The 26,424-nt window shown below is 67.6% G+C and carries 29 protein-coding genes; 4 read left to right on the forward strand and 25 right to left on the reverse strand.

What is annotated here, in order from left to right:
• The 16 genes from KA383_10500 to KA383_10575 form a co-directional block, all read right to left on the reverse strand.
• Positions 1-349: NAD(P)H-dependent oxidoreductase (locus KA383_10500; protein ID MBP7746553.1), on the reverse strand; the 349-nt coding region annotated here is incomplete at its 3' end.
• A gap of 65 nt (positions 350-414) precedes the next feature.
• On the reverse strand, positions 415-1,095 hold the full coding sequence (locus KA383_10505; GenBank protein ID MBP7746554.1) for a cytochrome c biogenesis protein CcdA: 681 nt from the start codon (positions 1,093-1,095) through the stop codon (positions 415-417).
• 56 nt (positions 1,096-1,151) lie between these two features.
• Positions 1,152-1,826 carry an ABC transporter ATP-binding protein gene (locus KA383_10510; GenBank protein MBP7746555.1) on the reverse strand — a complete coding sequence of 225 codons (675 nt, stop codon included), beginning with the start codon at positions 1,824-1,826 and terminating at the stop codon, positions 1,152-1,154.
• Between the two features lie 82 nt (positions 1,827-1,908).
• A complete protein-coding gene (locus tag KA383_10515; GenBank protein MBP7746556.1) occupies positions 1,909-3,123 on the reverse strand; it encodes an ABC transporter permease in 1,215 nt (404 codons plus the stop codon).
• Positions 3,120-4,259: an efflux RND transporter periplasmic adaptor subunit gene (locus KA383_10520; protein ID MBP7746557.1), complete on the reverse strand. Its 1,140-nt coding sequence runs from the start codon at positions 4,257-4,259 to the stop codon at positions 3,120-3,122. Before KA383_10520 ends, KA383_10515 begins: the two co-directional genes overlap by 4 nt.
• A 71-nt stretch (positions 4,260-4,330) precedes the next feature.
• Positions 4,331-4,843 (reverse strand): thioredoxin fold domain-containing protein, encoded by a 513-nt coding sequence (locus KA383_10525; protein MBP7746558.1) that lies wholly within the window; start codon positions 4,841-4,843, stop codon positions 4,331-4,333.
• Between the two features lie 161 nt (positions 4,844-5,004).
• Positions 5,005-5,361 (reverse strand): hypothetical protein, encoded by a 357-nt coding sequence (locus tag KA383_10530; GenBank protein ID MBP7746559.1) that lies wholly within the window; start codon positions 5,359-5,361, stop codon positions 5,005-5,007.
• Between the two features lie 317 nt (positions 5,362-5,678).
• Positions 5,679-5,924 carry a TM0996/MTH895 family glutaredoxin-like protein gene (locus KA383_10535; protein ID MBP7746560.1) on the reverse strand — a complete coding sequence of 82 codons (246 nt, stop codon included), beginning with the start codon at positions 5,922-5,924 and terminating at the stop codon, positions 5,679-5,681.
• A 31-nt stretch (positions 5,925-5,955) separates the two neighbouring features.
• A complete protein-coding gene (locus KA383_10540; protein ID MBP7746561.1) occupies positions 5,956-6,369 on the reverse strand; it encodes a putative zinc-binding protein in 414 nt (137 codons plus the stop codon).
• 20 nt (positions 6,370-6,389) lie between these two features.
• On the reverse strand, positions 6,390-7,721 hold the full coding sequence (locus KA383_10545; GenBank protein MBP7746562.1) for a permease: 1,332 nt from the start codon (positions 7,719-7,721) through the stop codon (positions 6,390-6,392).
• A 107-nt stretch (positions 7,722-7,828) separates the two neighbouring features.
• Positions 7,829-8,149 carry a winged helix-turn-helix transcriptional regulator gene (locus KA383_10550; GenBank protein ID MBP7746563.1) on the reverse strand — a complete coding sequence of 107 codons (321 nt, stop codon included), beginning with the start codon at positions 8,147-8,149 and terminating at the stop codon, positions 7,829-7,831.
• A gap of 416 nt (positions 8,150-8,565) precedes the next feature.
• Entirely contained in the window at positions 8,566-9,309 is a 744-nt protein-coding gene (locus KA383_10555) for a lipoate--protein ligase (protein ID MBP7746564.1), read from the reverse strand.
• Positions 9,306-10,613, reverse strand: a complete 1,308-nt coding sequence (locus KA383_10560) for an ABC transporter permease (protein ID MBP7746565.1) — start codon at positions 10,611-10,613, stop codon at positions 9,306-9,308. Before KA383_10560 ends, KA383_10555 begins: the two co-directional genes overlap by 4 nt.
• Positions 10,614-10,632: 19 nt before the next feature.
• Positions 10,633-10,968: a DUF3467 domain-containing protein gene (locus tag KA383_10565; GenBank protein ID MBP7746566.1), complete on the reverse strand. Its 336-nt coding sequence runs from the start codon at positions 10,966-10,968 to the stop codon at positions 10,633-10,635.
• Between the two features lie 70 nt (positions 10,969-11,038).
• Positions 11,039-11,926, reverse strand: coding sequence for a class I SAM-dependent methyltransferase (locus KA383_10570; GenBank protein ID MBP7746567.1), 888 nt, complete (start codon positions 11,924-11,926; stop codon positions 11,039-11,041).
• Positions 11,923-12,774: a 3-methyl-2-oxobutanoate hydroxymethyltransferase gene (locus KA383_10575; GenBank protein ID MBP7746568.1), complete on the reverse strand. Its 852-nt coding sequence runs from the start codon at positions 12,772-12,774 to the stop codon at positions 11,923-11,925. Before KA383_10575 ends, KA383_10570 begins: the two co-directional genes overlap by 4 nt.
• A 256-nt stretch (positions 12,775-13,030) precedes the next feature.
• On the opposite strand from KA383_10575, the gene KA383_10580 reads away from it, so the two are divergent.
• Positions 13,031-13,234, forward strand: a complete 204-nt coding sequence (locus KA383_10580) for a putative motility protein (protein ID MBP7746569.1) — start codon at positions 13,031-13,033, stop codon at positions 13,232-13,234.
• Positions 13,235-13,318: 84 nt separating this feature from the next.
• Positions 13,319-14,938, forward strand: a complete 1,620-nt coding sequence (locus KA383_10585) for a diguanylate cyclase (GenBank protein MBP7746570.1) — start codon at positions 13,319-13,321, stop codon at positions 14,936-14,938.
• 90 nt (positions 14,939-15,028) lie between these two features.
• Here the strand turns inward: KA383_10585 and KA383_10590 are convergent, their stop codons facing one another.
• A complete protein-coding gene (locus KA383_10590) occupies positions 15,029-15,256 on the reverse strand; it encodes a hypothetical protein (protein ID MBP7746571.1) in 228 nt (75 codons plus the stop codon).
• A gap of 101 nt (positions 15,257-15,357) precedes the next feature.
• Between KA383_10590 and KA383_10595 the strand changes: the two genes are divergently transcribed.
• Complete coding sequence (locus tag KA383_10595) at positions 15,358-15,708, forward strand: hypothetical protein (protein ID MBP7746572.1); 351 nt, start codon at positions 15,358-15,360, stop codon at positions 15,706-15,708.
• Positions 15,678-16,454 carry a hypothetical protein gene (locus tag KA383_10600; GenBank protein MBP7746573.1) on the forward strand — a complete coding sequence of 259 codons (777 nt, stop codon included), beginning with the start codon at positions 15,678-15,680 and terminating at the stop codon, positions 16,452-16,454. The genes KA383_10595 and KA383_10600 overlap by 31 nt, the downstream gene beginning before the upstream one ends.
• 39 nt (positions 16,455-16,493) lie before the next feature.
• On the opposite strand, the gene KA383_10605 is transcribed toward KA383_10600, so the two are convergent.
• The 8 genes from KA383_10605 to KA383_10640 form a co-directional block, all read right to left on the reverse strand.
• Positions 16,494-17,633, reverse strand: a complete 1,140-nt coding sequence (locus tag KA383_10605; GenBank protein MBP7746574.1) for a PilT/PilU family type 4a pilus ATPase — start codon at positions 17,631-17,633, stop codon at positions 16,494-16,496.
• A 125-nt stretch (positions 17,634-17,758) separates the two neighbouring features.
• Positions 17,759-18,718 carry a WD40 repeat domain-containing protein gene (locus KA383_10610; GenBank protein ID MBP7746575.1) on the reverse strand — a complete coding sequence of 320 codons (960 nt, stop codon included), beginning with the start codon at positions 18,716-18,718 and terminating at the stop codon, positions 17,759-17,761.
• 42 nt (positions 18,719-18,760) lie between these two features.
• On the reverse strand, positions 18,761-20,029 hold the full coding sequence (locus tag KA383_10615; GenBank protein ID MBP7746576.1) for a cell division protein FtsW: 1,269 nt from the start codon (positions 20,027-20,029) through the stop codon (positions 18,761-18,763).
• A gap of 4 nt (positions 20,030-20,033) precedes the next feature.
• Positions 20,034-21,182 carry a phospho-N-acetylmuramoyl-pentapeptide-transferase gene (locus tag KA383_10620; GenBank protein ID MBP7746577.1) on the reverse strand — a complete coding sequence of 383 codons (1,149 nt, stop codon included), beginning with the start codon at positions 21,180-21,182 and terminating at the stop codon, positions 20,034-20,036.
• 3 nt (positions 21,183-21,185) lie between these two features.
• Positions 21,186-22,610, reverse strand: coding sequence for a UDP-N-acetylmuramoyl-tripeptide--D-alanyl-D-alanine ligase (locus KA383_10625; GenBank protein ID MBP7746578.1), 1,425 nt, complete (start codon positions 22,608-22,610; stop codon positions 21,186-21,188).
• A 34-nt stretch (positions 22,611-22,644) separates the two neighbouring features.
• Positions 22,645-24,156 (reverse strand): UDP-N-acetylmuramoyl-L-alanyl-D-glutamate--2,6-diaminopimelate ligase, encoded by a 1,512-nt coding sequence (locus KA383_10630; GenBank protein ID MBP7746579.1) that lies wholly within the window; start codon positions 24,154-24,156, stop codon positions 22,645-22,647.
• Between the two features lie 33 nt (positions 24,157-24,189).
• A complete protein-coding gene (locus KA383_10635; protein ID MBP7746580.1) occupies positions 24,190-25,998 on the reverse strand; it encodes a penicillin-binding protein 2 in 1,809 nt (602 codons plus the stop codon).
• 35 nt (positions 25,999-26,033) lie between these two features.
• The gene (locus tag KA383_10640; protein MBP7746581.1) at positions 26,034-26,375 is read right to left on the reverse strand and encodes a hypothetical protein; all 342 of its coding nucleotides are present in this window, start codon (positions 26,373-26,375) and stop codon (positions 26,034-26,036) included.
• Positions 26,376-26,424 lie beyond the last annotated feature (49 nt).

The raw sequence follows: 26,424 nt of genomic DNA on the forward strand, positions 1-26,424 counted from the left end.
TGCCGATGATGAGCCCGGCCACGGCGGCGTCGGCGAGCTTCGGTTCCAGAGCGGCGAAGTCGCCTTTGTTTGGGTTCACGGGGTCGAATACGGGGATGTTCATCCCCGCCAGCTCGATCAGCTCGGTCTCAACATTGGGGCTGACCTTTGCAGCCGCCTCCAGTGCCACCTGCACGGCCGCGGCCGTCGTCTTGCCCTTGCGCGGGCTGCAGGCGACGCCGATGATCCGGATCTTCCGGCCGGTCGCCGGCGATTCCTGGGCCTGTGCGACCGTGCCGGTGATGGCACCCGCCGCGACGGCAATCCCAGCGGTTTTCAGAAAGCCACGTCGTGATACGTCTTCCGTCATGCCGCGCCTCCTTGGTTCTTTCGCACGCCGGCGGCGAGCCGTGTTCGCCCCAAGCACGGCGCGCATCAAACGAAGAAGAGTACCCACACACCAACCGCAATAATCAAAACGCCCGCGATCCGCCGGAGCATGTCCGTCCCGCGCGTCCAACCCTTCGAGTCAGCCAACCTCTGCACGAAGCCGATCGACGTTCCACCCACGATCACCAATCCGCAGTGCCCGAGGCTGTATGCGACCAGGAGCATGATCCCGAACGCCATGCCGTAAAGAGGCGTGACCACGATTAGCGCCCCGAGCACCGGCCCGGCGCACGGCAGCGAAATCAAGCCGAACAGCAGTCCGAGCAGCAGTGCGCCAACGAAGCCCTTCTGTTTGGGCTGCAAACCTGCCGGCGTCGGGACCGTGAAATGCAGAACGCCGAGCAGGTGCAGGCCCATCAGGAAACACACCACCGCCGCGATGTACTTCCACCAGGTGGACGGCAGCAGCGAACTGGCCGACCACACGCCGAACCAGATCAGTCCGAACATGATCGTCAGGCCGATCGCGAACGTCAGCGAAAGCAGAAACGAGCGAGCCAGGCTCTTGTTTTCCTGTCCGGCGACGTACCCGACCATCAGCGGCGCGGCGGCCAGTACGCACGGGTTGGCGGCGGTCAGCAGGCCGCCGACGAGCGCCGCCAGAGGCGCCAGCCACATGTTGGTCTTCACGATTTCCGCGAGATTCTCAGCCAACGACTCGAGCATGCATCGAACTCCCAGCACGCCGCGGCGACGTGTACGACCGCCTGGCGCGGTTTCCTTCACGTCGATCCACTACCGCCATCGGATGCACCCGCCAGCGCAGCTTCCGCAGCGCGCGCGCTGCCACGCCGAATGACGCCGTCTTCCATTTCGTAGATCACGTCGAACACGTCGAGCGCACGCTGGTCGTGGGTCACCACGATGATCCCCGCGCCCTGCTCGTGCGCGACCTTTTGGAAAAGCTCCATTACTTGCCGTCCGCGGTGCCCGTCCAGTGCGGCGGTGGGTTCGTCCGCCAGCACAACGCCGGGGCGGTTGGCCAGGGCGCGGGCGATCGCGACGCGCTGCTGCTCACCGCCGGACAGTTCGGGCGGATATCCGTCGGCCCGTTCGCGCACGCCGAGATAGTCCAGTAGCTCCAGCGCGCGACGGCGCGCCGGCGACGCAGATACTCCATTCAGCCGCATCGCGAGCTCCACGTTTTCGCGCGCGGTAAGAAAGCCGACCAGGTTGGCCTTCTGCGTCACGTAACCGATGTGCTGACGCCGGAACCGCCGCGGGTCGGTCAGCGCCCGAGGGCCATCCATCACGAGCTGGCCGGCGATTCGAATCTGCCCGGCAGTCGGCGGGTTGATCAGTCCGACCGCGGTCAGGAACGTTGATTTACCGGCGCCGCTCGGGCCGATCAGGGCGGCGCACTGGCCGGGCTCAACGCAGAGCGTGGCATCGCGCATCGCGACCACCTCGGTGTGGCCGCTGCCGTACACCTTGGTCAAAACGGTTGTTTCAATGGCCGGATGCGCAAACACGATCAGCTCATCCCATCAGAGCCACATTGGGCTGCACGCGCAGCGCCTTCCAGATTCCAAGCAGGCTGGCCAACACGGAGATGCCACCGACGACAACTGCGAGTTGGACCAGGTCGTCGCTGGTCAACACGACCCGCCGCGGAAAAAGCGGAAACAGCCGCAGCCCCAGGAGATACGCAATTCCGTATCCCAGCGCGCCCATGGCGAGCGCTTGCTGGAGGATCAACCCCAGAATGGTGCGGTTGGAGGCGCCGATGAGCTTGAGCAGGGCGATATCGTGGAGCTTGTCGAGGGTCAGTGTGTACAGGATCAGGGCCATGATGATCCCGGACACGATCGTCAGGAGCACTCGAAACAGCCCTAGTTGACGACGGGCCTTTTCCACGACACCGAGCAGCAGTAGATCGTTCTCAGCTTCACGCCGGTACACCGTGACGTCCGCCCAACCGCTGAGCGTGCTCACGATCGCGGAGTCATCTGCCCCCGGCGCGACCCGCGCGATTACGGCGCTGATCTCGCGCGGCGGCAGTACAGGGATGCCCGCGGCGGGTCCGCCCGCCCGTTCCAGCAGCGCCGGCTGCGTCTTGCCGATATCCACCGTCCCCGTGCGCGCCTCGCGGGCTGCCCGCTCCAGGCGGATCGCTTCGCCCGGCCGGTCGAACTGGACGGCTTGCGCGTCCTGCACGGTGAAAAAGGCGAAGCCGTTGCCACTAGTATCCGTCATGCCCTGTGTGAGCCCGACTACCGTGTATGTCTCCTTGCCCAGCCTCAACCGTTCGCCCAACGGCAGCTTCAGCACGCGGTCCGCGATCATCTCGAAGTGGTTTTGGGCGAGCGCGCGGCCAGCGACGAGTGGTAGCCACGCGCCCTTGTCCACAGGCCAGTCCAGGCCGAGCACCGCCATACGCAGCGGCTTGCCGTCGCGTTCGCGCTGCACCGTGTGATACACGAATTGGCGGGCCAGCTCGACTCCCGGAACAGCGGCGACTCGATCAACCATCGTCTGGGGCACGCGCGAAATTTCGGCGAACGGCCCGCGCGTGGCGCGCTGCACGATCCATAAGTCCGCGCCCACCTCGTCCACGAGCATCGTGGCCTCGAAGATCAGCCCGCGGTAGATGCCGCCCATCCCCATGACGATCATCAAGAGCGTGCCGATTCCGAGCGTGGTCAGGGCGAACCGCCCCAAGTTGTGGCGGATGTCGCGGCTGGCCAGGTTCATGGCAAGATCACCCGCTGGCCATCGCGCAGTGGCCCGGCGTCCGCCTTGGCGGGCGTGATGAGCCGTTCGCCAGGACGCAGACCGTCACGAATTTCCACGAGGTCGCGACCCCGCAAACCGGGTTGCACGGCCCGCCACGCAGCCCGTCCCGCCTGTTCGACAAACACGCCGGGGCGGCTGTCGCGCCAGAGGATGAAACGCGCGGGCACACGCACAGCCTGCTCGGCACGGCCCGTTTCGATGTAAACCTCCGCCCGCTGACCCGCCGCCCAGTTCGCGGGCAGGTCCGCTACGCGGACATCGACCAGGAACTCCCGCGTTTCCCGATCGGTCTCGCGCCCGAGTCGCGCGACCTCACCGCTGTAGCTCTTCTGCGGCTCCGAGCGGAACACAACTCGCGCGGGCTGGCTGGGGCTGAGTCGGCCCATTTCCGTCTCGTCAACCCATGCAGTGACCCACATTTCGCCGGTATCGAGCAACAGCAGCACACTGGTGCCTGGGACGACGACGTCGCCCGGGTCGCGGTCGCGCCGGGCGATCAGTCCCGCACAGGGCGCGCGGACCACCGTGTCCGCCAGCTTGGCTTGCTGGTACTCCAACGTCTTCTGCGCAGCGACCAGTTGCTTCTGCGCCTCGAGCAAGGCCGCGTCGGCCCGTGCCACCTCGGCTTCGGCAACCCGCAGTGTCTTGGTCGCGTCCTCGAATTCGGTCTCCGCCGCCGCGTTCTGCTCGATGAGCTTCTTGATCCGGTCGTAGTCATAGCGCGCCTGATCGAGGACTGCGAGCGCCCGCGCACGATCCGCTTTCTGGCGGTCCACCGCCGCGTGCGCCGCACCGACCGCGCTCTCGGAAACCTCGACTTGACGCTGCAGTTCGCTGTCATCCAGCCGCACCAATTCCTGGCCCGCTTCGACGCGGTCACCCTGATCAACGAGCACCGCGCTAATGCGACCAGAGATCTTCGGGCTGATCGTGGCCTTGATGCGCGCTTCCAGCGTACCCGTTCCCATCGCCTCCGCGATGACCGATCCCTGCTCGACAGCTTGCGTCGCCACGGCCACGGGCGCGAAACGGACCCAGTACACGATGATCGCAGCGACCGCCACGAGGATGACGACTTTCAGCGCCGCAACGATGACGCGGCGCCAAGGCGTGGGTGCCGCCGGCGGCGGCGCTTCAGTTGGGGAAGCTGCAGGCTGCGCGGACACTATTTTACTCCCAGCTCCGCGAACTTTTTCACGAAGTCCGCCTTCGGCAGAAAGCCTTCGTGCCGCCAGACTTCCTTGCCTTCGGCATCAAAGAAGACCTGCGTGGGGATGACGCGGATCTTGTAGGGCTCGCCGGCCTTGGGGTTCTTCCATACGTCGATGAAGTCGACGGTGACGCGGCCCGCGTATTCCTTGCGCAATTGCTCCAGGATCGGCGCGAGTTCCTTGCACGCCTTGCACTTGTCCGCGCCGAGGTCGACCACGCGCGGCAGCGTCTTCGCAACGGACGGATCGGGCGAGGATGAGCCTGGGCCGCTCGTCGCCGCCGGCCCAGCTTGTGCCGTGGGCGGAGGCTCAGGACATAGCTCACCCTTCTGAGCGGGCGCTGTCGTCGCACCAGAGTCACCGGCCGCCACGGGCGACGGCGCCGGCACGGCGGAAGGAGTAGGCGCCGCCTCGCGCGCCGACCGGAACCACGCCACGCCGGCCACCGCCACGACTACCGCAAGCATAATCACGACATTATTCGTCTTCATCTTCGAACCTCGATAAGACATCCAAACCGCCAGCGCGGCGGCGGCAGCCAGCAGGGCGAAGAACATGGTCGGGTCGTTCTTCGAGCACTCACACAACCACGAATCTCCAGTTGACGCACGCTCGCTCGGGCGAGTCGCTAGCCACCGCCGATGAACAGGGCGACCTCGCGCACGACGTACTGCTGGAAACCGTCAGGGTCCTCCACCAGTTCCCACACTTTGGGCAGCAACTTCCAGCGCGTGACGCGCTCACCGGTAGTCTCAACGAGCACGAGCGACTGTGTCTGCAGCTCAAAGTCCTGCTCGAAATGCCCGTTGCCCGGCTCTTCAATGTTGACCGCCCGCCATTCCAGCGTGCCCGCACTGAGGTCGTCGTCGTAGGCCAGCTCGATCGCCGCCTGCGCCTGGTTCTCGATCGACAGACAGGTTGCACAGCGCAGCGTGCGGTGAAAGTAATACGCGGTGAAGTGCGTTGACGGGGCGGCCGGCGGCACGACATCCGCCGCCGCCGAGTCACCCGCCGCCCCTGCTTCGGGTACCTCAGATGGAGCCGCTGCGGTGGGCTGCGGAGCTGCCGCGGGCGCGGGTAGCGCAGCGCGCGGACTCGCTGCCGCCGGCTGGCGCGCGCCGTGCGGGTTTGCCGGCGGCGCGCAGCAAGCGCCGGGCGGTCGTTCGCAACCGGAGACGCTCAGAACGAAGAACAGTGCCACGGCGCCAGCACGCACGCGGCGGACAAGTGCGGAATCGATGGCTATCCGATTCATATCTTACTCGCGGTGTCCGATGACGCGGTCATCGCAATGGCCACGCGTCACTTGGCCAGCGCGCTGGTCAGCAGCGAAGTGAGCTCGGCCTCGCTCGGGACCTTTCCCGAGACCTTCACTTGGCCGTTGATCACCAGCGCCGGCGTCATCATCACGCCGTACGCTGCGATCTTGCCCAGATCCTTGACGTGGAGCAGTTCGTATCGAATGCCGAGTTTGTCCGCCGCGGCCTTGGTCGCCGCCTCCAACATATTGCACTTCTTGCAGCCGGTACCGAGCACTTCGATCTTCATCGCCAGTTCCTCATCATTGCCAGCGCCCCTGCTACCCGCAGCAACCGGTCTTGGAAGCGCCGCCGAGCCCCAGCTTCTGCTTCACCAGATCCACGACCTTCTTCGCGTCTGAAATCATGTTGGGCTGCGCCGGCTTCTTCTCGACGCCCATCTCCGTCAGCACGACGTGCACGTGGGCCGACAGCCCGGCCTTCTCCAGCGTCTTGCGCACACACTGATCTTCGCATCCGTCCAGCGCGACGCGCGTGCCGGCGTGGCGGGCCCGCTCCATCTTCTGATCGATCCCGGCCGCGACGGCCGCGATGCAGAACAGGCTGCCCGCGCCCTGCTCCATGAGTTGTACGCCGGTGCGATTGGCCACCTGTCCGCTGTAGGCCGCTCCGGCGCAGGTGAAGATCAGCGTTTCCCCGTTTCCGCCACAGCAGCTGCCCGATCCAGATGACATCGGCATTCCTCGTCTCAAGTTCATCCAAACGCGCCGTAAATGAGTCCCGCCACCGTGGACAGGACGGCCACCAGCGCCACGTAAACCAGCATCTTCTGCGTGCCCACGACCGAGCGAATCACGAGCATGCTCGGCAGCGACAGCGCCGGCCCGGCCAACAGCAAGGCCAGCGCCGGCCCCTTGCCCATGCCCGAGCCCAGCAGGCCCTGCAGGATGGGCACCTCGGTCAGCGTCGCGAAGTACATGAGGGCCCCGGCGACGCTGGCAAATACATTCGCCCACAGGCTGTTCCCGCCGACCGACTGCTCGATCCAGCGATTCGGAATCAGGGCTTCCTGTCCGGGACGTCCCAACAGCACGCCGGACACAAGCACGCCGAAGAACAGCAGCGGCAGAATCTGCTTGGCGAAGAACCAGGTGCTGCCGACCCACTGCTTGAGCTCATCGCGTGTGAACCACAGCCTGAGCATCGCGGCCAGGCACATCGCCAGCACACCGGTGATCCACCACTTTGCGTGCCAGATCGACGTCGAGACGCCTTTCACTGGTGTCTTCTCAACCACATCTCCCGCCAGGACCCGGGCCAACTCGCCCTTCCGCGGCCCGTCAGTGAGCTCGATTTCCAGAGTCTCGGCGGTCAAGGCGGTTGCCCCGACGGTTCTGATCACCACGCCGGTCAGCGACTCTCCCCCTCGGCAGCAAAAATGGTATTCGCTCGGGGTCCCCCAGTTTGCGAACACGAGAATCCCCACCATCGCCGCGAAATAGCAGACCGTCTTCCAGAGCGGGCGGTCCACCGCGCCTTCCGGCAGCACGAACCCGCCGTTTGCTTTCGCCTCTTCAGCTTTGGCACGCTCCTCCTTGCGATAGATAAGGTGCATTGCCAGCCCGATGATGAAGCTGAATCCGATGGCGGCCCCGGCGCGTGCGACGCCGATCTCCGCGCCCAGCACCCGGGCCGTCAGAATGATCGCGAGCACATTGATCGCCGGTCCGGAATAGAGGAACGCCGATGCGGGCCCGAGTCCAGCCCCGCGCGTCCAGATGCCCGCGAAGAGCGGCAGCACGGTGCAGGAGCACACCGCTAGGATCGTGCCGGACACCGACGCCACGCTGTACGCCACCACCTTGTTCGCCGTCGGGCCGAGGTACTTCATGACCGCGGCCTGCGACACGAAGCACGAGATCGCTCCGGCGATGAACAGCGCCGGCACCAGGCACAGGATGACGTGATGCTGTGCATAATCCTGGAGCATCAGCAGCGCTTCACGCCCGGCCGTCACCGCCCGTGACCCGCCGGACGGCAGGGCCTGAAATGGCAGCCAATACGCCAGCAGGAAAACGGCGACCATGACGCCAAGGATGAGCAGTGCGCGCCCGGTCGCCGGCGAGAGCCAGTGCACCCATGGCTTTATGGCCAATTCGCCATTATCAGGCGAAAGAGAAGCCGCCGCGGGGCTCATTGCCCCATGGCCGCCTGCTGCGCCTTCAGGTTCTCGCGCAACACCGTCTCGATGCATTCCCATAGTCCTTTCAAACAGCAGATCTTGGCGCGGTAGAACGTCTTCGAGCCTTCCCGGCGGTCGTCGATGATCCCCGCCTGCTTCAAGATCGAGAGGTGCTTGGAGACCGTCGACTGGTCGGCGTCGACCAGCGCCGTGAGCTCACACACGCACTTCTCACCGCCCTCGATCGCGTCCAGGATCAGCAGCCGGCTGGGGTGGGCCAGCGCCTTGGCCACCCGCGCCCTGGCCTCGTACTGGAGCTTGGAGTACTTCATCTTTCGTTCTATCGGCATATGGCTATTATTCCATTAATCCATACGTCGTCAAGCTGTCCGCCGATTTTTCCCTCGGGCAGCGTCGATCGCGAAACGTAACCTGCTGACAAATAGGCACATAGCGTGCGTTTGACATTCGTCGACGCGCATGCGGTTCTCTTCGTGTGCCGAGCGGCGTACGGGCTTCCTGGGCGGCTGCTCGTACCAGGGCGTGAGAATCGTGCCCCCGCGCCCAGCGCCGGGCGGCTCACCAACCTTCCCGTCCACACGTCCCCACGCGTCCAGGCGTGCCCGCAATTCCTCGCTCCCTGCTTCCCTCGCTATCTCGATCCCCGCCGAGGCGCCGGGACGTCTCCGTCGTTCCGTGGCTCTCTCTTCTTCCGGCTGATTGCGGAGCACTAAATACTGACAGCGTCTTACCTTTTTTCCGTCCACTCGCGACCAACGTACCGCGCCCGCCGCGCGGCCACGTCCGCAAGCTGGGCCGCCGTCCACTGGGTCACGCACGCCTTCAGCTCCAGCGCCGCCGCCAGTCGCTCCAGAAAGCCGTTAATCCACCGCGCAACCACCTCCGCCGGCGGCTCGCCGAGGTCCGCACCCGGATGCGACGCGAACCGTTGACCCAGCAGCAACGACCCGTGCTGCAGCACCCGCCCCGGCAACCGCCGCTGGGCACTGCCCAACAGCTTCCGCGCGCCGATGATCAAATCCGTCTGCCCCGGCTTTTCGAAGCAGAAGAACGGCCCCGTCCGCGGCGTCGGCAGCGGGAAATGCTCCGGCGCGAGTTCCGCCGCTGGCCCGTCCGGCGACAGTGCCACCCGCCAGCACTCGTGTACCAGCCGATACAGCACGGTCGGTGCGTGTGTCGCCGCCGGCACGCTGCTATCCAGCACCAGGCAGTACGTTACCTCGCGATCATGCAGAATCGCCCCGCCCCCCGTCAGTCGCCGCACGACCGCCAGCGACCGCACATCCGCCGGCAGCCGCGCCACATCGGCGAATCGCTGGAAATACCCCAGGCTGATCGTCGGCGGATCCCACGCGTAGATGCGCACCGCCGCCGGCCGCACAGCCTCGTCGTACAGCAGGTGCTCGTCGCGGGCCATGTTCGTCGGCCCGTCCAGTGCGGCGTCGCGGAAGATGTACAGTGCCCGGCTCACGCGGTCCGCGCCGCGGAGTTCAGCGCGTCGATCGGATCGAGCCGGGCGGCGGCGCGGGCCGGATACAGCCCGAACACCAGCCCGACAAAGGCCGACACGCCGAAGCTCAGCAGCACGCCCCACAGCGGAATGATGGTCTGCCAGTTGACGATCAGCGTAACGAGGTGCGCCAGGCCGATGCCCAGCGCGATGCCGATCAGCCCGCCGAGCACGCTCAGGATCAGCGTCTGCACCAGGAACTGCGCGGTGATGTGGTAGCGTTTCGCACCCAGCGCCCGGCGAATGCCGATCTCACGCGTCCGCTCCGTCACTGACGCGAGCATGATGTTCATGATGCCGATGCCGCCGACCAGCAGCGAGATGCCGGCGATGCTGCCGAGCACGATCTGCGAGTTGCGCTTCACCTGCTCCGCCTGCTGCAGCAGCTCGAGCGGCACGGTGATCGTGAAGTCCTGGTCCTCGCGATTGTGCTGCAGCACGCGCTCGACCAGCCGCGACACGGCCAGCACCTGGTCCTCCGGCTCGACGTGCACGTAGATGTCGCTGAACTGCACGCTCTTCACTTCGCGCGACATCCCGGAGAACGACACCTTCGTGTCGCCGTAGCGGAGATCCGCGGTGGCCAGCGGCACGTACACGTCGCGGTTCAGGTCGCGGGCGGCAAGGCCCTTCGTCGGGTTGCCGGCAGTGAGCACCTCGCCGAGGATGCCGACGACGGTGTAGGGGACGGGGCCGGTGGAGCGGGCCTGCACGGTCAGCGTACGGCCGAGCGGGTCGTCATTGGGGAACAGGTTGCGTGCGACCGCCCAGCCGATGACGCAGACCTTCGCCCGGTTCTCGCTGTCCAGCCCAGTCAGCGGCCGCCCGCGCCGCACCTGCACGTTGACGACCTTGAAGAAGTTCTCCGTAGCCCCAAGCACGTGCCCGTCGTACTGGCGCGCCTCGTAGACGACCGTGTCCGCGACGTCGCGCAGCAGTACGAGATCAGCCACGTTCGGCAGCGTGCGCAACCGCTCCACGTCGTCGCGCGTCAGCCCGTATTTCTTGATCATGTCCTGCTGCTTGCCGACCTGCTGCGACTTCGGGGGCTCCACGCTGCGCAGGATGATGTTCTGGCTGCCCAGCAGGCGGATCTGCGCCAATTGCTCGGCGGACGCGGCCTCGCCGATGCTCAACATGCAGATCACCGCTGCGACCCCGAAGATCACCCCCAGGGCCGTCAGCAGCGAGCGCAGCTTGTGGGCCCGCAGATCCCGCAGACCTAGCGCGAACAGCTCGACCGACAGCAGCGTGCGCAGCAGCATCGCCCACCCACCTGCGGCATCAGACCGGCGGATTCTCCGGCCGGCGCTGCGGCGGCAACTCGATCGGGCCGAAGCGGTCTTCGTGCGCTTTCACCGCCTGCTGCAACGCCAACAACAGCCGCTTCGCGTTCGCCGGCAGCAACATCAGCCGGTGCGACACCCTGATCGTCGGCTGAGGGACGTTGGGCAGCGGCGAGTTCGCGCCCAGGTAGATCACCATCTCGTCGGGCGAACCGGCCAGCGCGAAGAAGTTCGCGTAGACCGTCTCCATCGTGCCCGTGTCCAGCCGAATCTGTTGCTGTTGCGGCTGGGGGCGCGGCGGCGTGGGTTGCTCGTTCTCCTCACCGAAGATCATAGTGGCACTCCAGAGTGTATGGGTTGCAGACCATAGTGTAGCCCCCTGCGGACCGGCGTGCGAGTCGCGGTCAGGTCCGTAGCGCGTACACGCCGACCACGTCCAGCAAGGTCGCTGGCACAAGCAGCCGCGCACGCAGCGCCCGGGGCGCGACGCGCAGCAGCGCCGCGACCAGCCGCCCGAACCTGCCGCGCGACTTGCCTAGCCGCTCCACAATGTACGCCAGCGGCACCCAGTTCGTCTCGCGCACCACCGCCCCCACGCGGCAGCCCGCGCGCGCCAGCAGACCGCGCAAGCACGACGGCGTGAAGAAGAACAAATGCTCGGGCAGGTTGAACAGGTGCCATCCGGCTCCGCTCACCCGCGCACACAGCGACGCCAGATCGCCGGTCGAGAGCGCCAGCACGCCGCCCGGCCGCAGCGCCGCCCCCGCGCGGCCGAGCACGCCCGCCGGATCACGCACGTGCTCGATCACATCCCAGAGGCAAACGCAGTCGAACATCGCCGCCGGCAGGTCCAGGTCCTCGATCGCCTGGCTGGTGACCGGCAGGCCGCGCTGCCGGGCCCGCTCGGTCGCGTAGGCGCTGACCTCGACGCCGGACACATCCCACCCAGCCCGCCGGGCCTCGGCCAGGAACACGCCCGTACCACAGCCGATCTCCAGCAGTCGCCCTGGCGTGGACGCAGCGCGCAATCGACGGATGCGACGCAGCCGGGCGCGGGCCGTGCGGGCCACGCCGGCCTCGAGCGCCGCGTAGTCGTCGTACCCCTTTACGTCCGCGGAAGACTGGAAGTAGCTTTCGTCGTAGAAGGCGTGCGGGTCGAAGGCCGGCCACGCCCACCACCCGAGCCCGCACTCCGGACAACGCAGCAACGCGGCGCCGTTGCGCAGCTCGCAGGCACGCCGCGGCGGCTGCCCGCACAGGACACACGTGGTCGGCGGGCCGGCGGCGTTCACGGCGTCCGCTCGCCGCCACCACCACGCAACCCGTAAACATGTTCCGGCCCGGGGTAGGTACCGCGATCGATGTCCTCGACGAAGCGGCGCATCGCGGCCAGCATCGTCGGCCCGAGCTGCGCGAGCACCGGGACGAACCGCGGCGGCCGGATCGTGCTCAGGCCCACCAGGTCCTGCGTCACCACCACATGTCCGTGACATGCCGGCCCGGCGCCGCAGCCGATCACCGGCACATCCACGGCCGCCACGACCGCCTGCGCCGCGTCGGCCGACACGGCTTCGAGCAGCACCATGATCGCCCCCGCGGCCACCATCCGGCGTGCATCCGCAACGAGCGCCGTGATGGAATCCGCATCGCGCGCCTGGGCCCGATAGCCATCGGGCGAGAGCACGTCCTGGGGACGCAAGCCGAGATGGGCAATCGCCGGGATTCCCGCGGCGCTGATCGCGGTGACCAGCCGCTCGTCGCCGGAACGGGTCTCCAGCTTCACGGCATCACACCCGGCCACTTCACAGTACCGGCGTGCGGCCGTGACCGCGACGTCGACTCCGCCCGAGAGCGATTCGTAGGGCATGTCCCCGACGAGATAGACATTCGGCGCCCCGCGGCGGACGGCTTCACCCAGGACCAGCATCAGCTCCAGGGGCGCCGAGCGCGTATTCGGACGGCCCAGGATGACGGTAGCGAGCGAGTCGCCGATCAGGAGCATGTGGACACCGGCGGCCTGCGCAAGCGCGGCGGTCGGATAATCATAAGCCGTCAGCATGGCGATCTTGCGGCCGGCGGCCTTCATGTTCCGCAGGCGAGCGAGGTCGATGCGTTCCTGAGCCGACGCGGGCGTGGTCATAGCGAGTGTTCCAGGTTCAAGATCAGGTGCATGACTATCAGACACGGGCACCCGCGCCAAGCCGGCGCGACGCTCCCGGAGGCGTGATTATCGTCCCGCCGCCGCCCCGCGGACAGCGGAGCTACGACATTCTGTCCACCGTTGAAACATAATAGCTTTGACCGGGCAAGAACTATTTGAATGCTTCCCCTTAGCCGGCGGTGGCGGCATGGGGCCGTTCCCGGTGCGCCGGCAGTCCATGGAACCCGAGGTCTCCATGAGCGTGGACAGTGTCGCAGCTTCCCAGATCGCGATCACACAGGCCCGGGTCCAGTCCGAGGTCTCTCTGAGCGTGCTCAAAATCGCCCAGGATTCCGCCCGGCAGGTAGCCGGGCTTGTTCAGCAGGCCGTGGAAGCGGCGGCCGAGACGCTCGCGCCCGCGCCGGAAGTCACACCCGGGCGGGTGGACCTTTATGGATAGGCCAGGCCGGGGCTGGCGGTGGCGCGTCCCGGTGAACGCACCGGGTAGCAGCCGCGTACTTAAGTTGGTCCCGACGGATACGACATGCAAGCGAACCCGGTAGACGTCTGTATCATCGACGACGACGCGGACCAGCGCGCGCTGCTGTTCCGCCGTCTATTGGGGGCCAAGTTCAGCGTCATCGAGGCGGTGGACGCGGAGTCGGGGCTCGTGCAGCTCCGTCACCACCGCCCGCGCGTCGTCGTCTGCGACCTGGTGCTGCCTGGCATGAACGGCACGGAATTCTGCCGCCAGGTGCGCAGTGACCCGGCACTGGACGGCACGTACCTCATTCTGGTGACGGCGTGCAACGACCGCGAGACGAAGCACCAGGCCTTGAACGCCGGCGCGGACGACTACCTGGTCAAGCCCTTCGATCAGGAGGAATTGAGCGCGCGGCTCCGCAACGGCCTGCGCGTGAGTAAGCTCCAGGAGCGCCTGCGGCATGCCGCGGTCACCGACGGCCTGACGAACCTCTGGAACCATGCCCAGTTCCGCGAGCTGCTCGACCGCGAGTTCGCCCGCACGCGCCGCTATGGCGGCGTCGTTTCGCTGCTGATGCTTGACCTGGATCACTTCAAGGTCGTCAACGACACCTACGGGCACGAGACCGGCAACCTCGTGCTCACCGCCACCGCGCGCCACATGCTGCATATGGTCCGCGACACGGACGTGGTCTCGCGCTACGGCGGCGAGGAATTCACCGTCATTTGCCCCGCGACCAGCCTCGATGATGCCGCGCATCTGGCCGAGCGCATCCGCCAGACGATCCCGCAGCACGTGCGCGTGCCGAATTGCGCCGATGTCTCGGTCACGGCGTCGATCGGCGTGTCCGCGACGACGGACCCGCGCGTCACGTCCGTGCGTGACCTGATCGACCTGGCCGACCAGGCCCTGTACCTCGGCAAGCGGCGCGGCCGCAACCAGGTCGTCCGCTGCGATGCGCTCGACGACACGCCGTCCACGCCGCACGTCGAGCGCGGCGAGGTGGACCGCCTGCAGAAGCAGGTCATGTCGCTCAGCATGCAGGCGAAGCAGTTGTGCCTGCAGAGCGTGTGGGCGCTGGTGCAGGCGCTCGAGGCGCGCGACCGCTTCACCGCGTGGCATTCGCGCAACACGACGTACTTCGCAACGGCGCTCGCCGAGGCGGCCGGCCTGCCCGAGCCGTTGCGCGTGGCCATCGCGAACGCCGCCATGCTGCACGACCTGGGCAAGATCGGCGTAGCGGACGACATCCTGCAGAGTGCGACGCCGCTGTCGGAGGCGGAGTCGGCGGTGTTGCGGCAGGTGCCGCTGATCACGTGCAAGATCCTCGAGCCGCTGCGCGTGTTCGAGACGGAGACGCTGATCATCCGCCACGTCCGCGAGCGCTTCGACGGCACTGGCTACCCGTTTGGACTCGCGGGCCGGACCATCCCGGTCGGCTCGCGCCTGCTGGCCGTGGCCGAGACGTTCGAGGCGCTCACGAGCGAGCGCCCCTACCGCGCCAGCCTGACCATGGAGCACGCCCTGCACGTGATCGAGGCCGAAGCCAACAAGCAATTCGACCCGGAAATGACGACGCTGCTGGCGCGCGTGCTCGAGGCCCAGCGCGACCGCTGGCGGGCGCGCGTGCAGCGCGCCCAGGCCGAGCTGCGCCGCGCGTCCGCGCAGCCCAAACCCTGAACCCCATCGCGAACACACGCCCCCTGACGAGGCGGGCCCCGCCCACTGCCGGGCGAGGCCCTTGGAGGGGTTACCAGGAGGAGTTGTGCATCAGCGGCGCCGGAGCAGCACGCCAAGCGACACAAGGAGCAGGGAAGCCGGTTCCGGAATGGGCATGATCGCCAGGTCGCCACATTCGACCGGCGGCAGCCCATCGGGCAGCTCCGGACCAAACTCGGGGCCAAGCCAATAGCCCGAGCCGTCGGCCGCGAAGCTGTCCAACTGACTGAAGTAGTGCGGATAACCTCCGCAGGGCGCCGATGGCAACGAAGCCGTCAACTCCTCCGTTCCTTGACCACGCCCGGGCCGTTGTGCGATCGCTCCGCGGCGCGTTCGCCTAGTCCTTGACCTCCGTGGGCGCCGACCCTCAGGACCCGCAATTGCTGAGTCGGTCCCTGGGACTGAACCGGAACCTGGCCTGGAAAATCTCGAAGATCGTCCAAGCGGACGATCCATCCGTCGCGCTGCAGCAGATGCCCGGGGCCGCCGGCATCAAGATCTTCCTCCGCTGCATCGAGCACGCCGGGGCCACCGAGCGCGTTCTCCAGACCGCCCGCGACGCGATCCGCGAGTATGAGCGGCTCATCCGCGTGCACTCCGGCGATCGCGCCACGCTCGACATCATGGGCAGCGAGCTCAGGCCGGCCGGCAGCAGCGTGACGAGTATCACCGCAAGCCGCTCTTCCAGGGCGCAAGCTGCGTGTGGGGCGCGCAAGCACGCGTCATCCTGAAAGTCGGCGTCGTTGGGCCGAACCCGGAGCCCGGCCTCCTCGACTTCGCCTCGCTCAGCGCCCTGATCGACTTCCGCCGGTTCCGGCCCGACGTCACATGGGTCATGGCTGCGCGGCATTCGAGCAATGACGACGGCACCGAAATGTCCCCACCGGCCTCGGAGCCCATCGATCCCCGCTACAGCGAGTCCGACCAGGCGCCGCTGATAGCGGATTTCTGCTCGCAGCCACTGCCGGAGTTGCGGCGCTTCCGCGACCCGACCGGCACAAGCTTCGAGCTGGCGGAAGGCCCGGTCGGCAACACCGGCGCCATCACGTGCGTGGTGGGCACGATCCAGCGCCGCATCCCGTACTATCGCACCCCGGCCAACGAGTGGGGCGAACACTCCGCGATGTGCGACACCCCCGCCGAGTTGCTGATCCTGGACCTCTTCTTCCACGAACGGTTCACGTTCGCCATCCCGCCCGAGCCCGGCCTGTACAGCGAACTGGGCGCGTCAATCCCCTATCCGGGGCGCGGCCGCGAACGCAATCGCCTGCCGCTGAACGAGCCCCTCACCGACCCGGGCAGCGGCCCGCTGCTCCTGGCCACGCCGGGGATCCGCCGCTACAGCCAGATGGTGCAGACGATGTTCGACCGCACGGGCTGGAACCCGACCGAGTTTCACGGCTTTCGGATGAAAATCGCCTACCCGGTGCGCCCAACCGCGCTGGTGCTGCGTTACCGGCTGCCCGAGGCGCCGTAGACGGCGCGTTGTCGAAAAAGCCTGCGCCGCGGTGGCGTGTCAGCTCGCACCCGTGCGCTTGACGCGGTGCACCAGCGTCTGGGCCGAAGTCTTGATCCCCTGCATCATGCCTTTCAGGGCTTCGCGGTTCGGGGCATACTCCATGGCCACGTCGGCAAAGATCAGCCCCTGCTCGATCAGGTCGGCGAGTGACATCGTGAAGTTCCGCATGCCCGACTCCTTGCTGCCCAGGATAATCTCGGGCAGATCGGTGTCTTCGCCGGCGCGGATTTTCTCTTTGACGATCCCCTCGCCGAGCAACACCTCGCAGGCCGGGACACGTGAGATTTTCGGATCGCTGGCCGGCAGCAGGCGCTGTGCGAGGATCGCCTTCAGCCCGTTTGCCAGCGAGCTGCGCACGAAGGTGTGCTGATCGGGCGGGAAGAACTCCAGGATGCGCGTCAGGGCCTGCATCGTGTCGGCCGTGTGCAGCGTGCAGAACACCAGGTGGCCCGTCTCCGCAGCCTGCAGCGCCGCGACCAGCGTCTCCCGGTCGCGCGTCTCGCCGATGAAGATCACATCGGGGTCCTGTCGCACGGCTCCGCGCAGCGCATCGGCGAAGGTGTGCACATCGAGGCCCAGTTCGCGCTGGCTGACGATCGACTTCTTCGACGCGAACGAGTATTCGATCGGATCTTCGATGCTGACGATGTTGAGCGCCTGCGTCTCGTTGATGTGGTCGATCATGGCCGCCTGCGTCGTACTCTTGCCGCAGCCCGTCACGCCGCAGACAATGATGATCCCCTCGCCGGCCTCGTCCGCCAGCTTGCGATAGATCGGCGGCAGGCGCAGCTCCTCGAAGCTCGGGATCGTGCCTTTCACCCGGCGGATGGCGGCGTGCATCTGGTCGCAGGAGCGCAGGATGTTGATCCGGAACCGGTCGCCGTTGGGCAGGTTGTAGGCGAAATCGAGCCCGCCGGTCTCGTCGTAAACGCTCTTGCGCGCCTTCGGGATGATGGGATCCATCAGGCGCTCGATGAGACGTGAGTTGACCTGGATGGGCGGCAGATTGGTCCGGCGAAGATCACCCGCCACGCGGTACGTCGGCGGAATCCCGGTTTTCAGGTGCAGGTCACTGGCCTGCAACTCGCGCATCTTCTCCAGCAACGGAATGATCGAATCAGGCAGCACGTTCTGCATGTGTACACCTCGGCGGGCCGGAAATGCACCGGCTTCCTTGCCGGCCGGCGACGAATCCCGCCTGTCTAAGCATACGCAACACCGCCGGCCCCGAGCAAGGTCCGGGCGGCTGTCGAATCACGTCTTCAACGGCCCGCGCCGGTCGGCAACGCCGTGCGCAACTCCCACAGCGTCGGCAGCCGGCCCTCGCCGACCGTCAGTAACGCGGCACCATCGGCCGAGTAGCACAGCGCCTCGCCTTGCCGCTCGGGCGGCATCGTCAGTTGGACCGGCGACGCGGAAAAAAGCTGGTCAAAGTCGGTTTGCGCTGCGTCGGGCGCCATACGCCACTCCCAGCCCGTGCCGTAGCAGCGGATGGCCAGCCGTTGCCCGTCCGACCGAATGTCCGCGCCTGTCACGACGCGCATCGGCACCAAGGCAGGCGGCAGGTTCAACTCCCCCACCTTCCTTAGCACCGTCTCGCGCGCGGCGTCCCAGGGGGCCGGCAGCTTGTAGACCGCACTGCCCCGACCGTCATAACTCTTGGTGAAAATATAGCCGTCGCCTGTCTGGGGATGCACGGCGAACGCCTCGGCGTTGACCGGTCCCTCCGCGTAGCGCAGCCGGTAGACCAGCGGCTCGACGACCAGCGTTTCCCCCGCGCGCTCGGGCAGGGCGACCTCGGGAAAACGATAGATGCGCACGTTGGCATGGCGGGCATTGTTGTCGCCGATGTCCGCGAGGCAGACGTCGAATGTGCCGTCGTCACGCCCCGGGGCAACCGCAATGTCCTCGCAATCCACGGCCCGCACGCCCTTCAGCCGGATCGTGGCCCGGGTCTCGCCCTGCCGATCGATGAGGAACACCCGCGGCTCATCACCGGAATCATTGTGCAAGTAGTAATGGCCGGGGTGCCGCCGGCTGGCGACGATCCCCGACGCCTCGTCGATGCGCACGTCCTTGAGCGTTGTCACTGCGACGGGCACGTCGGCGTATTCCTGGGGCTGGGTCGTCTGCGCCGGCAGGCCGCACGCCGCCGCTGACAGCATTCCGCCGGTCAGGGCGAGTCGGCTCACGACTGCAAAAGTCCGGGTTGGCGGCACCATGTTTCACCTCCGTAACTCTGCCGGGCGCGAAGACGACCGCCGCTATTCGCCGAGTGCCGGTTTCGAGCGGCGCCCCACGGCGGCGAGCAGCCCCGCGGCCAGGCCGAGAAAGACGACCCCCGACCCGCCGGCCGAGACAAACGGCAGCGAGATGCCCTTGGTCGGAATGCTGTTGGTCACGACGCCGATGTTCATGGCTGCCTGGAAACAAATGGTGAGCGTGAGGCCCAGCGCGAGCAGCCGGCCGAACATGTCGGGCGCGTGCACCGCGATGCGCCAGCCGCGCCACAGCAGCGCGAGGAACAACGCCACGACCACCATCCCGCCCACGACGCCCAGCTCCTCACAGATGATCGCCAGGATGAAGTCGTTGTTGCGCTGCGGGAGGTAGCCGTACTTCTGTACACCCGCGCCCAGCCCGCGGCCATACCAGCCGCCGGAGCCGATCGCGAGCAGCGCCTGGTTGATCTGGTAGCCGGCCCCCGCCGGATCGGGCGCTTCGGAGAAGAATGTGCGAATGCGGTCCAGGCGATACTGCTCGCCGAACAGCAGCACGCCACCCGCGACTAGTCCCAGCACGCCGATCAGCCCGAGGTGCAGCCAGCGCGCCCGCGCCGCGAACAGCAGTATCACCATCACCAGGCCCATCAACGCGGCCGTCCCGAAATCCTCGATTCCCGTAAGCCCGATCAGCAGGCCGCCGCTCAGCACAACCGGCACGAACCCGCTACGGAAATCGCGGACATCACCGCGCAGGATCTCGGGCCCCGGCCCGCGGCGCCACGGCCGCCAGGAGCGCAGGCGGCTCGCCACCGCCGGTCCCGTCGGCCGGGTCAGCAGCGCGGCAAGCCAGATCACCAGCACGACCTTGGCGAATTCCGAGGGCTGAAACTGCACGGCGGGTGGCCCGGTGTACAGGAAGATCGACCGGCGCGCACCGCCCGCCATGCGGCCGATACCCGGGACGAATACCAGCACGAGGGCCGTCACGGCCAGCGCCGCCAGCAACCCGGCCCGCCAGCCGCGGCCCGGCCGGTCCCACGCCAGGACGCGGTAGTCTACGTGGGCGGCGATGATCATGACGAGGAACCCGGCGAGTGCGAAGATGCCCTGCTTGAGCGGCGAATTCCACCATTCGCGCCAGTTGAACCCGGCGCCCTCGACGGTCACCGACGCGGAGTAGACCATCGCCACACCCAGCGTCATCAGCGCGCCGGCCAGGAAGACGATGGTCGGATCATAGAGCCGGTCCAAGACTTCGGCGGGTGGGTGCGGCGCCAGGGACGTTGGACGGGTTGCCGCGTGAGACATGCGCCTATCTCAGCTTGATCGTCAGCAGGGCGAAGGCCGTGAACAGTGCCGCCAGCAGCCAGAAACGCATCACCACCTGCGTCTCGTTGAGTCCACCCAGATGATAGTGGTGGTGCAGCGGCGAGCAGCGGAAGACGCGCTTGCCGTGCGTCGCCTTGTAGTAACCCACCTGGATGATCACCGACGCGGCTTCGATCACGAACACGCCGCCGACGATGAACAGCATCAGCTCGAGCCGCGTCACGATCGCGACGTAGCCCATCAGCCCGCCCAGCGGCAGCGAGCCGGTGTCGCCCATGAACACCTGCGCCGGGTACGCGTTGTACCACAGGAAACCCAGGCACGCACCGACCATCGCCCCGCACAGCACGGCCAGCTCCGCCGCGCCCCGAACATGCGGGAACAGCAGCGCGCACGCCTGTTCGTAACTGCCCACGACCACGGTGAACACGGTGAAGGCAAACGCCGTCAGCGCCATGCAGCCGCTCGCCAGCCCGTCCATGCCATCGGTCAGGTTGACGGCGTTGGACGTGCCGGCGATCACGATGATCGTGATGGGCACGAAAGCCCAGGCGGACAGGGTGAGCGTCTGCTTGGTGAACGGCAGGATGAGCACGTTGTAGTACGCGCTGGCGTGCGCGGCCAGGTCCTCCCCCCAGCGGGCCTCGCGCAGGTTCGTCTCGCCGTACCGGTAGATGAACAACGCCAGCAGCACGCCGAGCGCGACCTGGAAAACCAGCTTCTCCCACAGCCGCAGCCCGTCGCGCGTGCCCGACCGTCGCGTGACCGTCAGCTTCAGCCAGTCGTCCACGCCGCCCAGCACGGACAGCCAGACCAGGCAGAACAGCCCCATCATGATGTAGAAGTTGGTCAGGTCGGCGAGCAGCAGGACGGTGATGGCGATCGCGACCGAAATCAGCACGCCCCCCATCGTCGGCGTGTTGGCCTTGTTGCGCATGGCCTCGTTGAGCGCCTGGTGGTCGAACTCCGGCCGATCGCCGATCTTCAGGCGCACGAGCGTGCGAATCACCCGCGGCCCCAGTGCCCACACGATCAGGAACGCCACGACCACCGCGAGCGTGGCGCGGAACCAGGCCGGCTTGTAGGCGTACGAAGCGCCGCTCGTGAGCCAGTAGAAGAAGTGATAAAGCATGGGTTATGCGCCCGCCTTGCCGCGCAGCCGCTCGCGCAGGGGCTCCACGAGCCGGTCCAGCTCGACCGCCCGCGACGCCTTCAGCAGCACCACGTCGCCGGCGCTGACGCTGCCGGCCAGCCGCTCCACACAGTCCTGCACATCGCTGCAGCGCTCCACGCGCGGGCCGAACAGGCCACCGCTCGACAGCGCGTCGTACATTACGCCCGTCGCGGCGCCCACCAGCAACACACGGTTGACACTGCTCTCGCGCAGCCGCTCGGCCACCCGGCGGTGCAGGTCCGCCGAGCGCGAGCCCAGCTCGCGCATCTCGCCGAACACCGCGACCCGCTGCCCGCGACAGGGCATCTGCTGGAGAACCTCGATCGCCGCCGCCGCACTCTGCGGATTCGCATTGTACGCATCGTTGATCAGCGTGACCCCCGCCACCTCCAGGATCTCGGTCCGCATCGGCGGCGCGACGAACGACTCCAGCCGCACCGCCGCCTCCGCATAGTCGAAGCCCAGCCGCCGCGCGATCGTCACCGCCCCGGCGGCGTTGGTGGCGTTGTGCACCCCGGCCAGGCGCAGGCGGAACGGGAACCGCTCATTGAGCTTGAACCGCAGCCACGGCGCCTCGTAGCTCAGCTCCGTAAGCCGCACGTCGGCCTCCGAGTGCCGGCCGAACGTGGTCAGGTGCAGGTTCTCCACGAACAGGTGCCGCCGGATTTCCGGCGTCTCGATGTTGACCGCCGCGAAGCCCTTGGCGCGCATGCGGTTCAGAATCGAGCATTCCTCCGCCGCCACGCCGTCGAGATCACCCAGCCCCTCCAGGTGCTCCTCGCCGATGCAGGTGATGACCACCATGTCGGGCACGGCGATCGCCCCGAGCGCGGCCACCTCGCCCGGCGCATTCGTCCCGATCTCCACGACCAGGTACTCGTCGCCCTGCTCCGCCGACAGCAGCGTCAGCGGCACGCCGATCGAGTTGTTGAAGCTCTTCGGCGAGCAGCGGCCGCGCAGGCGCCCCGACAGGATGTGGTGGATCATCGCCTTGGTCGTCGTCTTCCCGTTGCTGCCGACGACCGCGATCACCTCCGCCGCCATCTGCTGGCGGTGGTACGCCGCCAGGCGCCCGAGGGCCGCCACGGTGTCGTCCACCTCGATCAGCACCGCGCCACGCGGCAGCGGAAGATCCGCCGCCCGCAGCTCCGCGGCCACCGCCTCGGCCCGCGCCGCCTCGATCACGGCCGCTACCGCCCCGCGCTTCAGCGCCGGCACGGCGTAATCATGACCGTCGAAACGCTGGCCGCGGATGGCAAAGAACAGATCACTCGCCGCCACCGTCCGTGAGTCCGTCGATACGCCGCCGACGCTGACCGTCGGGAGTTCGCCCCACGGCCGCCCACCCATCGCCTGCACAATCTCTCCGAGCGTGAGCTTGATCACGAGGTGCGCATCTCCCGGCCGGCGTCATCCGGCCCTACGTCGACTCCCGCCGCAATTCCGCCGCCGCCTGGATCGCGACTTCCACGTCGTCGAAATGAATCCGGCGGTCGCCGATGATCTGGTAGTCCTCGTGGCCCTTGCCGGCGATGAGCAGCACATCGCCCGCCGCCGCGGCCGCCACGGCCGCCCGAATCGCCAGCGCCCGGTCCGGCTCGACCACGACCCGCCGCCGCGCTTCCGCCGTGAAGCCCGGCAAGACTTCGTCGATGATCGCCCGCGGATCCTCGCTACGCGGATTGTCGCTCGTGACCAGAATCGCATCGGCGAAGGCCCCCACCGCCGCCGCCATGCGCGGCCGCTTCGTCCGGTCGCGGTCGCCGCCGCAGCCAAAGACTACGATCAGCCGGTTCTGCGTCAGCGGCCTCAGCACGCTCAGGACGTTGCGCAGCGCATCGTCGCTGTGCGCGTAGTCCACGAAGACATCCGCCGGGCCTTCACATGGCACGCGCTGCAGCCGGCCCGGGACGTTGCGGACCGCCCGGAGGCCCGCCGCGATCTGGTCCGGCGTGACGCCCAGCGCGTGCGCCAGCCCCGCGGCCGTCAGGGCGTTGTACACGTTGTGCCGCCCGACAAGTGCGTTTTCCAGCGCCAGTTCGCGTCCGGCGATCCGCAGGCGGTAATACGTCCCCTGGCTGGTGCTGCGCAAGATCTGGGCCGTCAGGTCCGCGTCATGCTCCAGGGCATAGGTGATCACGCGCGCCCGGCAGTCGCGCAGCATGACCTCGTGGTGTGGATCGTCGCGATTCACGACGGCGCTGGCCCCGGCGTCCAGCCCGGCGAACAGCCGCGCTTTCGCCGCCGCATAATTGTCGAGCGTGCCGTGGTAGTCCAGGTGGTCACCGGTCAGGTTCGTGAACGCCGCCGCCGCAAACCGCAGCCCCTCGGTCCGCTTCTGGTCGAGCGCGTGGCTCGAGACCTCCATGACGATCGCGTGCGCGCCGTTGTCGGCGCACTCGCGCAGGTGGGCCGCCAGCTCGAGCGGCCCGGGCGTGGTCATCGGCGCCGCCACGCTCCGGCCGCACAGGTCGTAGTGCACCGTGCCGAACATGCCGCACTTCAGGCCAGCCGCTTGCAGAATCGCGCGCGCCATGAAAGCCGTCGTACTTTTGCCGTTCGTCCCCGTCACGCCGGCGAGTTTCAACCCGCGGCAACCGTCCCCGCCCAGGCCATGCCAGCGCAGGGCCAGCGTGGTCAGCGCCGCGCGGGCATCGGCCACATTGACGATCAGCGCGCGATCTGAGGGCTCCAGCTCCTCACCAAGGACCACGATCGCGCCGCGCTGCACCGCATCGCTCACGAAGCGCCGGCCATCGGCGTGTGTGCCGCGCAGCGCGACGAACAACGCCCCCGGCTGCACGCGCCGGGAATCATCGAGAATGCCGGTCACGGTCCGTTGCGCCCACCCGGCCGGCAGCCCACTGGGCGCCAGTCCCTCCAGCAGCTCCCCAACCGTCCGCCCGCCGATCTCCTTCTCGGCCTGGATCATGCCCATCGTTCCTTCCGGGCCCTCCTGGCCCACTCAGCGCTGCCGGCCCGGAGTTGTCGTGCGCCCTTTCCCAACGTCGGCCGCTAGTTCCGCCGGCACCTGCAGATACGCCAGCGCCTCGGCGAGGATATCGCGAACCGCCGGCGCGGACACCACACCGCCGTAATAACCCTCTTTGGACGGCTTGTAAATCGACACCAATACGACCAGACGCGGACGATCCGACGGCGCGCCGCCGACGAACGACCCCACGTACTTGCCGGGCAGATAGCCGTGGCCCCCCGGTCGGGCGATCTGCGCGGTGCCGGTCTTGCCGAAGACCTGGTACTCGTCGAGCTTGGCAACTTTCGCGGTCCCATCCGTGACCGTTTCCACCAGGGCCTGCTTCCGGAACAGCTCCGCTGTCCGCTCATCGAGCACGCGCCGCAGCGGCACCGGCCGCGAATCATCCTCCAGCGTCTCGCCGTCCGCACCGATCACGCCACGCACGATGCGCGGCCGATACAGGATGCCACCGTTACAGAAAACGCTGAACGCCGTCACAATCTGGATCGGCGTGACGGCAATTTCCTGCCCGATGGGGATCGACTGGGGCGAGAATGAGGGGTTCCAGCGCGCGAAATCCTGTACCAGGCCGGTGTGCTCGCCGGGCAAACCCACCCCCGTGATGTCGCCGAAACCGAACGAACGCACGTACCGGTGCAGGCGCTCCATGCCGCACCGCGCCCCGATCATGCCCATGCCAATGTTGCTCGACTTGCTGATGATCTCGTGGACCGCCAGCGAGCCGTAGGGGTGCGTGTCGCGGATGGTCCGCCGGCCGAAGCTGTGCACCGGACCGTTGATCGCGAAGATCTCATTGATGTGGACGACGCCCTCGTCGAGCGCGCAGGAAGCGATGAACGGCTTGAACACGCTGCCCGGCTCGTACGAGTCCGTCACCGCCCGGTTGCGCCACGTCGCGCGAATCTCGTCCTGGGCCGCGGGGCGCAGGCGCGCGAAATCCGCCGGCAGCGGCGCCGCCGGGTCGTAGTCCGGGACCGTCGCCATGGCCATGACTTCGCCGGCCTGCGGGTCGAAAACGACCGCGGTGCCCCACTCCGCCCCGTAGCGCGCGACGGTGTCACCGAGCACTTTTTGCGCCACCTGCTGGATGTACGCGTCGATGGTGAGCACCACTGTCGCACCGTCCACGGCCGGCCGGAACGTTTCCGCCGGCGCCCGCACCGCTCGCCGGCTGACGTCGACCGTCAGCGTCCGCCGACCCGGAACCCCGCTCAACGCGTGGTCATACGCCGCCTCGATCCCCTCGCGCCCGCAGAGATCCTCGAACGCCGGCGCGCCACCCTCCGGCGTGCGCAAGTCCAGTCCCACGAAACCGAGAACATGCGGCGCCACGCGCCCCTGCGGATACACGCGCTGCGGCTCATACTGCACGTCAAACGCGTGCAGGCGTCGCGCGTCGACCAGCGTCAGGAAGCCGGCGAGTTCGTCCTCCGTCAACCCGCGCTTGAGCCACGCGAACCGCGTCCCGTTCGCCGCCCACTCGCGCAGCCGTCCCTCCAGTTCCGCGCTGTTCATGCCGAGCACTGGCGCGACGCTGTACGCCGCGAACCGCGCGTCCCGCACCAGGCCCGGATCCACGAAGACCGACGGACGCCGCACCGTCCCCGCCAGCACCCGCCCGCGCGTGTCCAGGATTTCGCCGCGCCGCGCGGGGATCGAGCGCGTCGCCTGCTGCTGCCGCTCCGCCCGCGTCCGCAGCTCCGACCCCTGCGTCACCTCGATGTACGCCAGCCGCGCCCCGCCACCCGCCAGCAGCAGCGCGACGACTGCAAACAAGAACCCACTGCCGCGCATCGACCACGTCCCGCTTGTCAACGGCGCTCTCGTCGCCTCGGCCTCTCTGGCGGCTTCGGCCTCTCCGCCGGTTTCGCCTTTTCCGCCGGCTTCGGCTTGGCGACCGCTTGTGCCGCGGCCGGCTCCTCCGCCGCGGCCTGGCCGACGGCCTGCTCCATCTGCTGCCGAATGCGCGTCGGGTTTCTCAGGCGCGCCAACTCCAGCTCTGCCTCCAGCAACTCCTGACGCACCTCGTCGGCCCGCCGCTCACACTGCGCGATCGCGTAGTGCAGGCGCGTCGTCTCGGCGCGCAGAATGACCACGAACAGCAGCAGGACCAAGGCCCCCGCCAGCACCGCAATGATCCGGAACAGCGTCATCTCGCGCCCATGCCCGTCGCGCCGCGCCGTCCGGCGTCCCCCGCGGCGC

The sequence above is a fragment of the Phycisphaerae bacterium genome (assembly GCA_017999985.1).
Classification (GTDB): Bacteria; Planctomycetota; Phycisphaerae; order UBA1845; family Fen-1342; genus JAGNKU01.

Bases quoted from the DNA above. Each gene is read 5' to 3' on its own strand.
- KA383_10615 (MBP7746576.1), bottom strand. From the start codon at position 20,029: ATGTCTCACGCGGCAACCCGTCCAACGTCCCTGGCGCCGCACCCACCC.
- KA383_10640 (MBP7746581.1), bottom strand. From the start codon at position 26,375: ATGACGCTGTTCCGGATCATTGCGGTGCTGGCGGGGGCCTTGGTCCTG.
- KA383_10630 (MBP7746579.1), bottom strand. From the start codon at position 24,156: ATGATCCAGGCCGAGAAGGAGATCGGCGGGCGGACGGTTGGGGAGCTG.
- KA383_10610 (MBP7746575.1), bottom strand. From the start codon at position 18,718: ATGGTGCCGCCAACCCGGACTTTTGCAGTCGTGAGCCGACTCGCCCTG.
- KA383_10585 (MBP7746570.1), top strand. From the start codon at position 13,319: ATGCAAGCGAACCCGGTAGACGTCTGTATCATCGACGACGACGCGGAC.
- KA383_10525 (MBP7746558.1), bottom strand. From the start codon at position 4,843: ATGCTTGCGGTAGTCGTGGCGGTGGCCGGCGTGGCGTGGTTCCGGTCG.
- KA383_10535 (MBP7746560.1), bottom strand. From the start codon at position 5,924: ATGAAGATCGAAGTGCTCGGTACCGGCTGCAAGAAGTGCAATATGTTG.
- KA383_10565 (MBP7746566.1), bottom strand. From the start codon at position 10,968: ATGATCTTCGGTGAGGAGAACGAGCAACCCACGCCGCCGCGCCCCCAG.
- KA383_10510 (MBP7746555.1), bottom strand. From the start codon at position 1,826: ATGCGCGATGCCACGCTCTGCGTTGAGCCCGGCCAGTGCGCCGCCCTG.
- KA383_10540 (MBP7746561.1), bottom strand. From the start codon at position 6,369: ATGTCATCTGGATCGGGCAGCTGCTGTGGCGGAAACGGGGAAACGCTG.
- KA383_10515 (MBP7746556.1), bottom strand. From the start codon at position 3,123: ATGAACCTGGCCAGCCGCGACATCCGCCACAACTTGGGGCGGTTCGCC.
- KA383_10545 (MBP7746562.1), bottom strand. From the start codon at position 7,721: ATGGTCGCCGTTTTCCTGCTGGCGTATTGGCTGCCATTTCAGGCCCTG.
- KA383_10620 (MBP7746577.1), bottom strand. From the start codon at position 21,182: ATGCTTTATCACTTCTTCTACTGGCTCACGAGCGGCGCTTCGTACGCC.
- KA383_10580 (MBP7746569.1), top strand. From the start codon at position 13,031: ATGAGCGTGGACAGTGTCGCAGCTTCCCAGATCGCGATCACACAGGCC.
- KA383_10575 (MBP7746568.1), bottom strand. From the start codon at position 12,774: ATGACCACGCCCGCGTCGGCTCAGGAACGCATCGACCTCGCTCGCCTG.
- KA383_10505 (MBP7746554.1), bottom strand. From the start codon at position 1,095: ATGCTCGAGTCGTTGGCTGAGAATCTCGCGGAAATCGTGAAGACCAAC.
- KA383_10560 (MBP7746565.1), bottom strand. From the start codon at position 10,613: ATGCTGCTGCGCACGCTGCTGTCGGTCGAGCTGTTCGCGCTAGGTCTG.
- KA383_10550 (MBP7746563.1), bottom strand. From the start codon at position 8,149: ATGAAGTACTCCAAGCTCCAGTACGAGGCCAGGGCGCGGGTGGCCAAG.
- KA383_10605 (MBP7746574.1), bottom strand. From the start codon at position 17,633: ATGCAGAACGTGCTGCCTGATTCGATCATTCCGTTGCTGGAGAAGATG.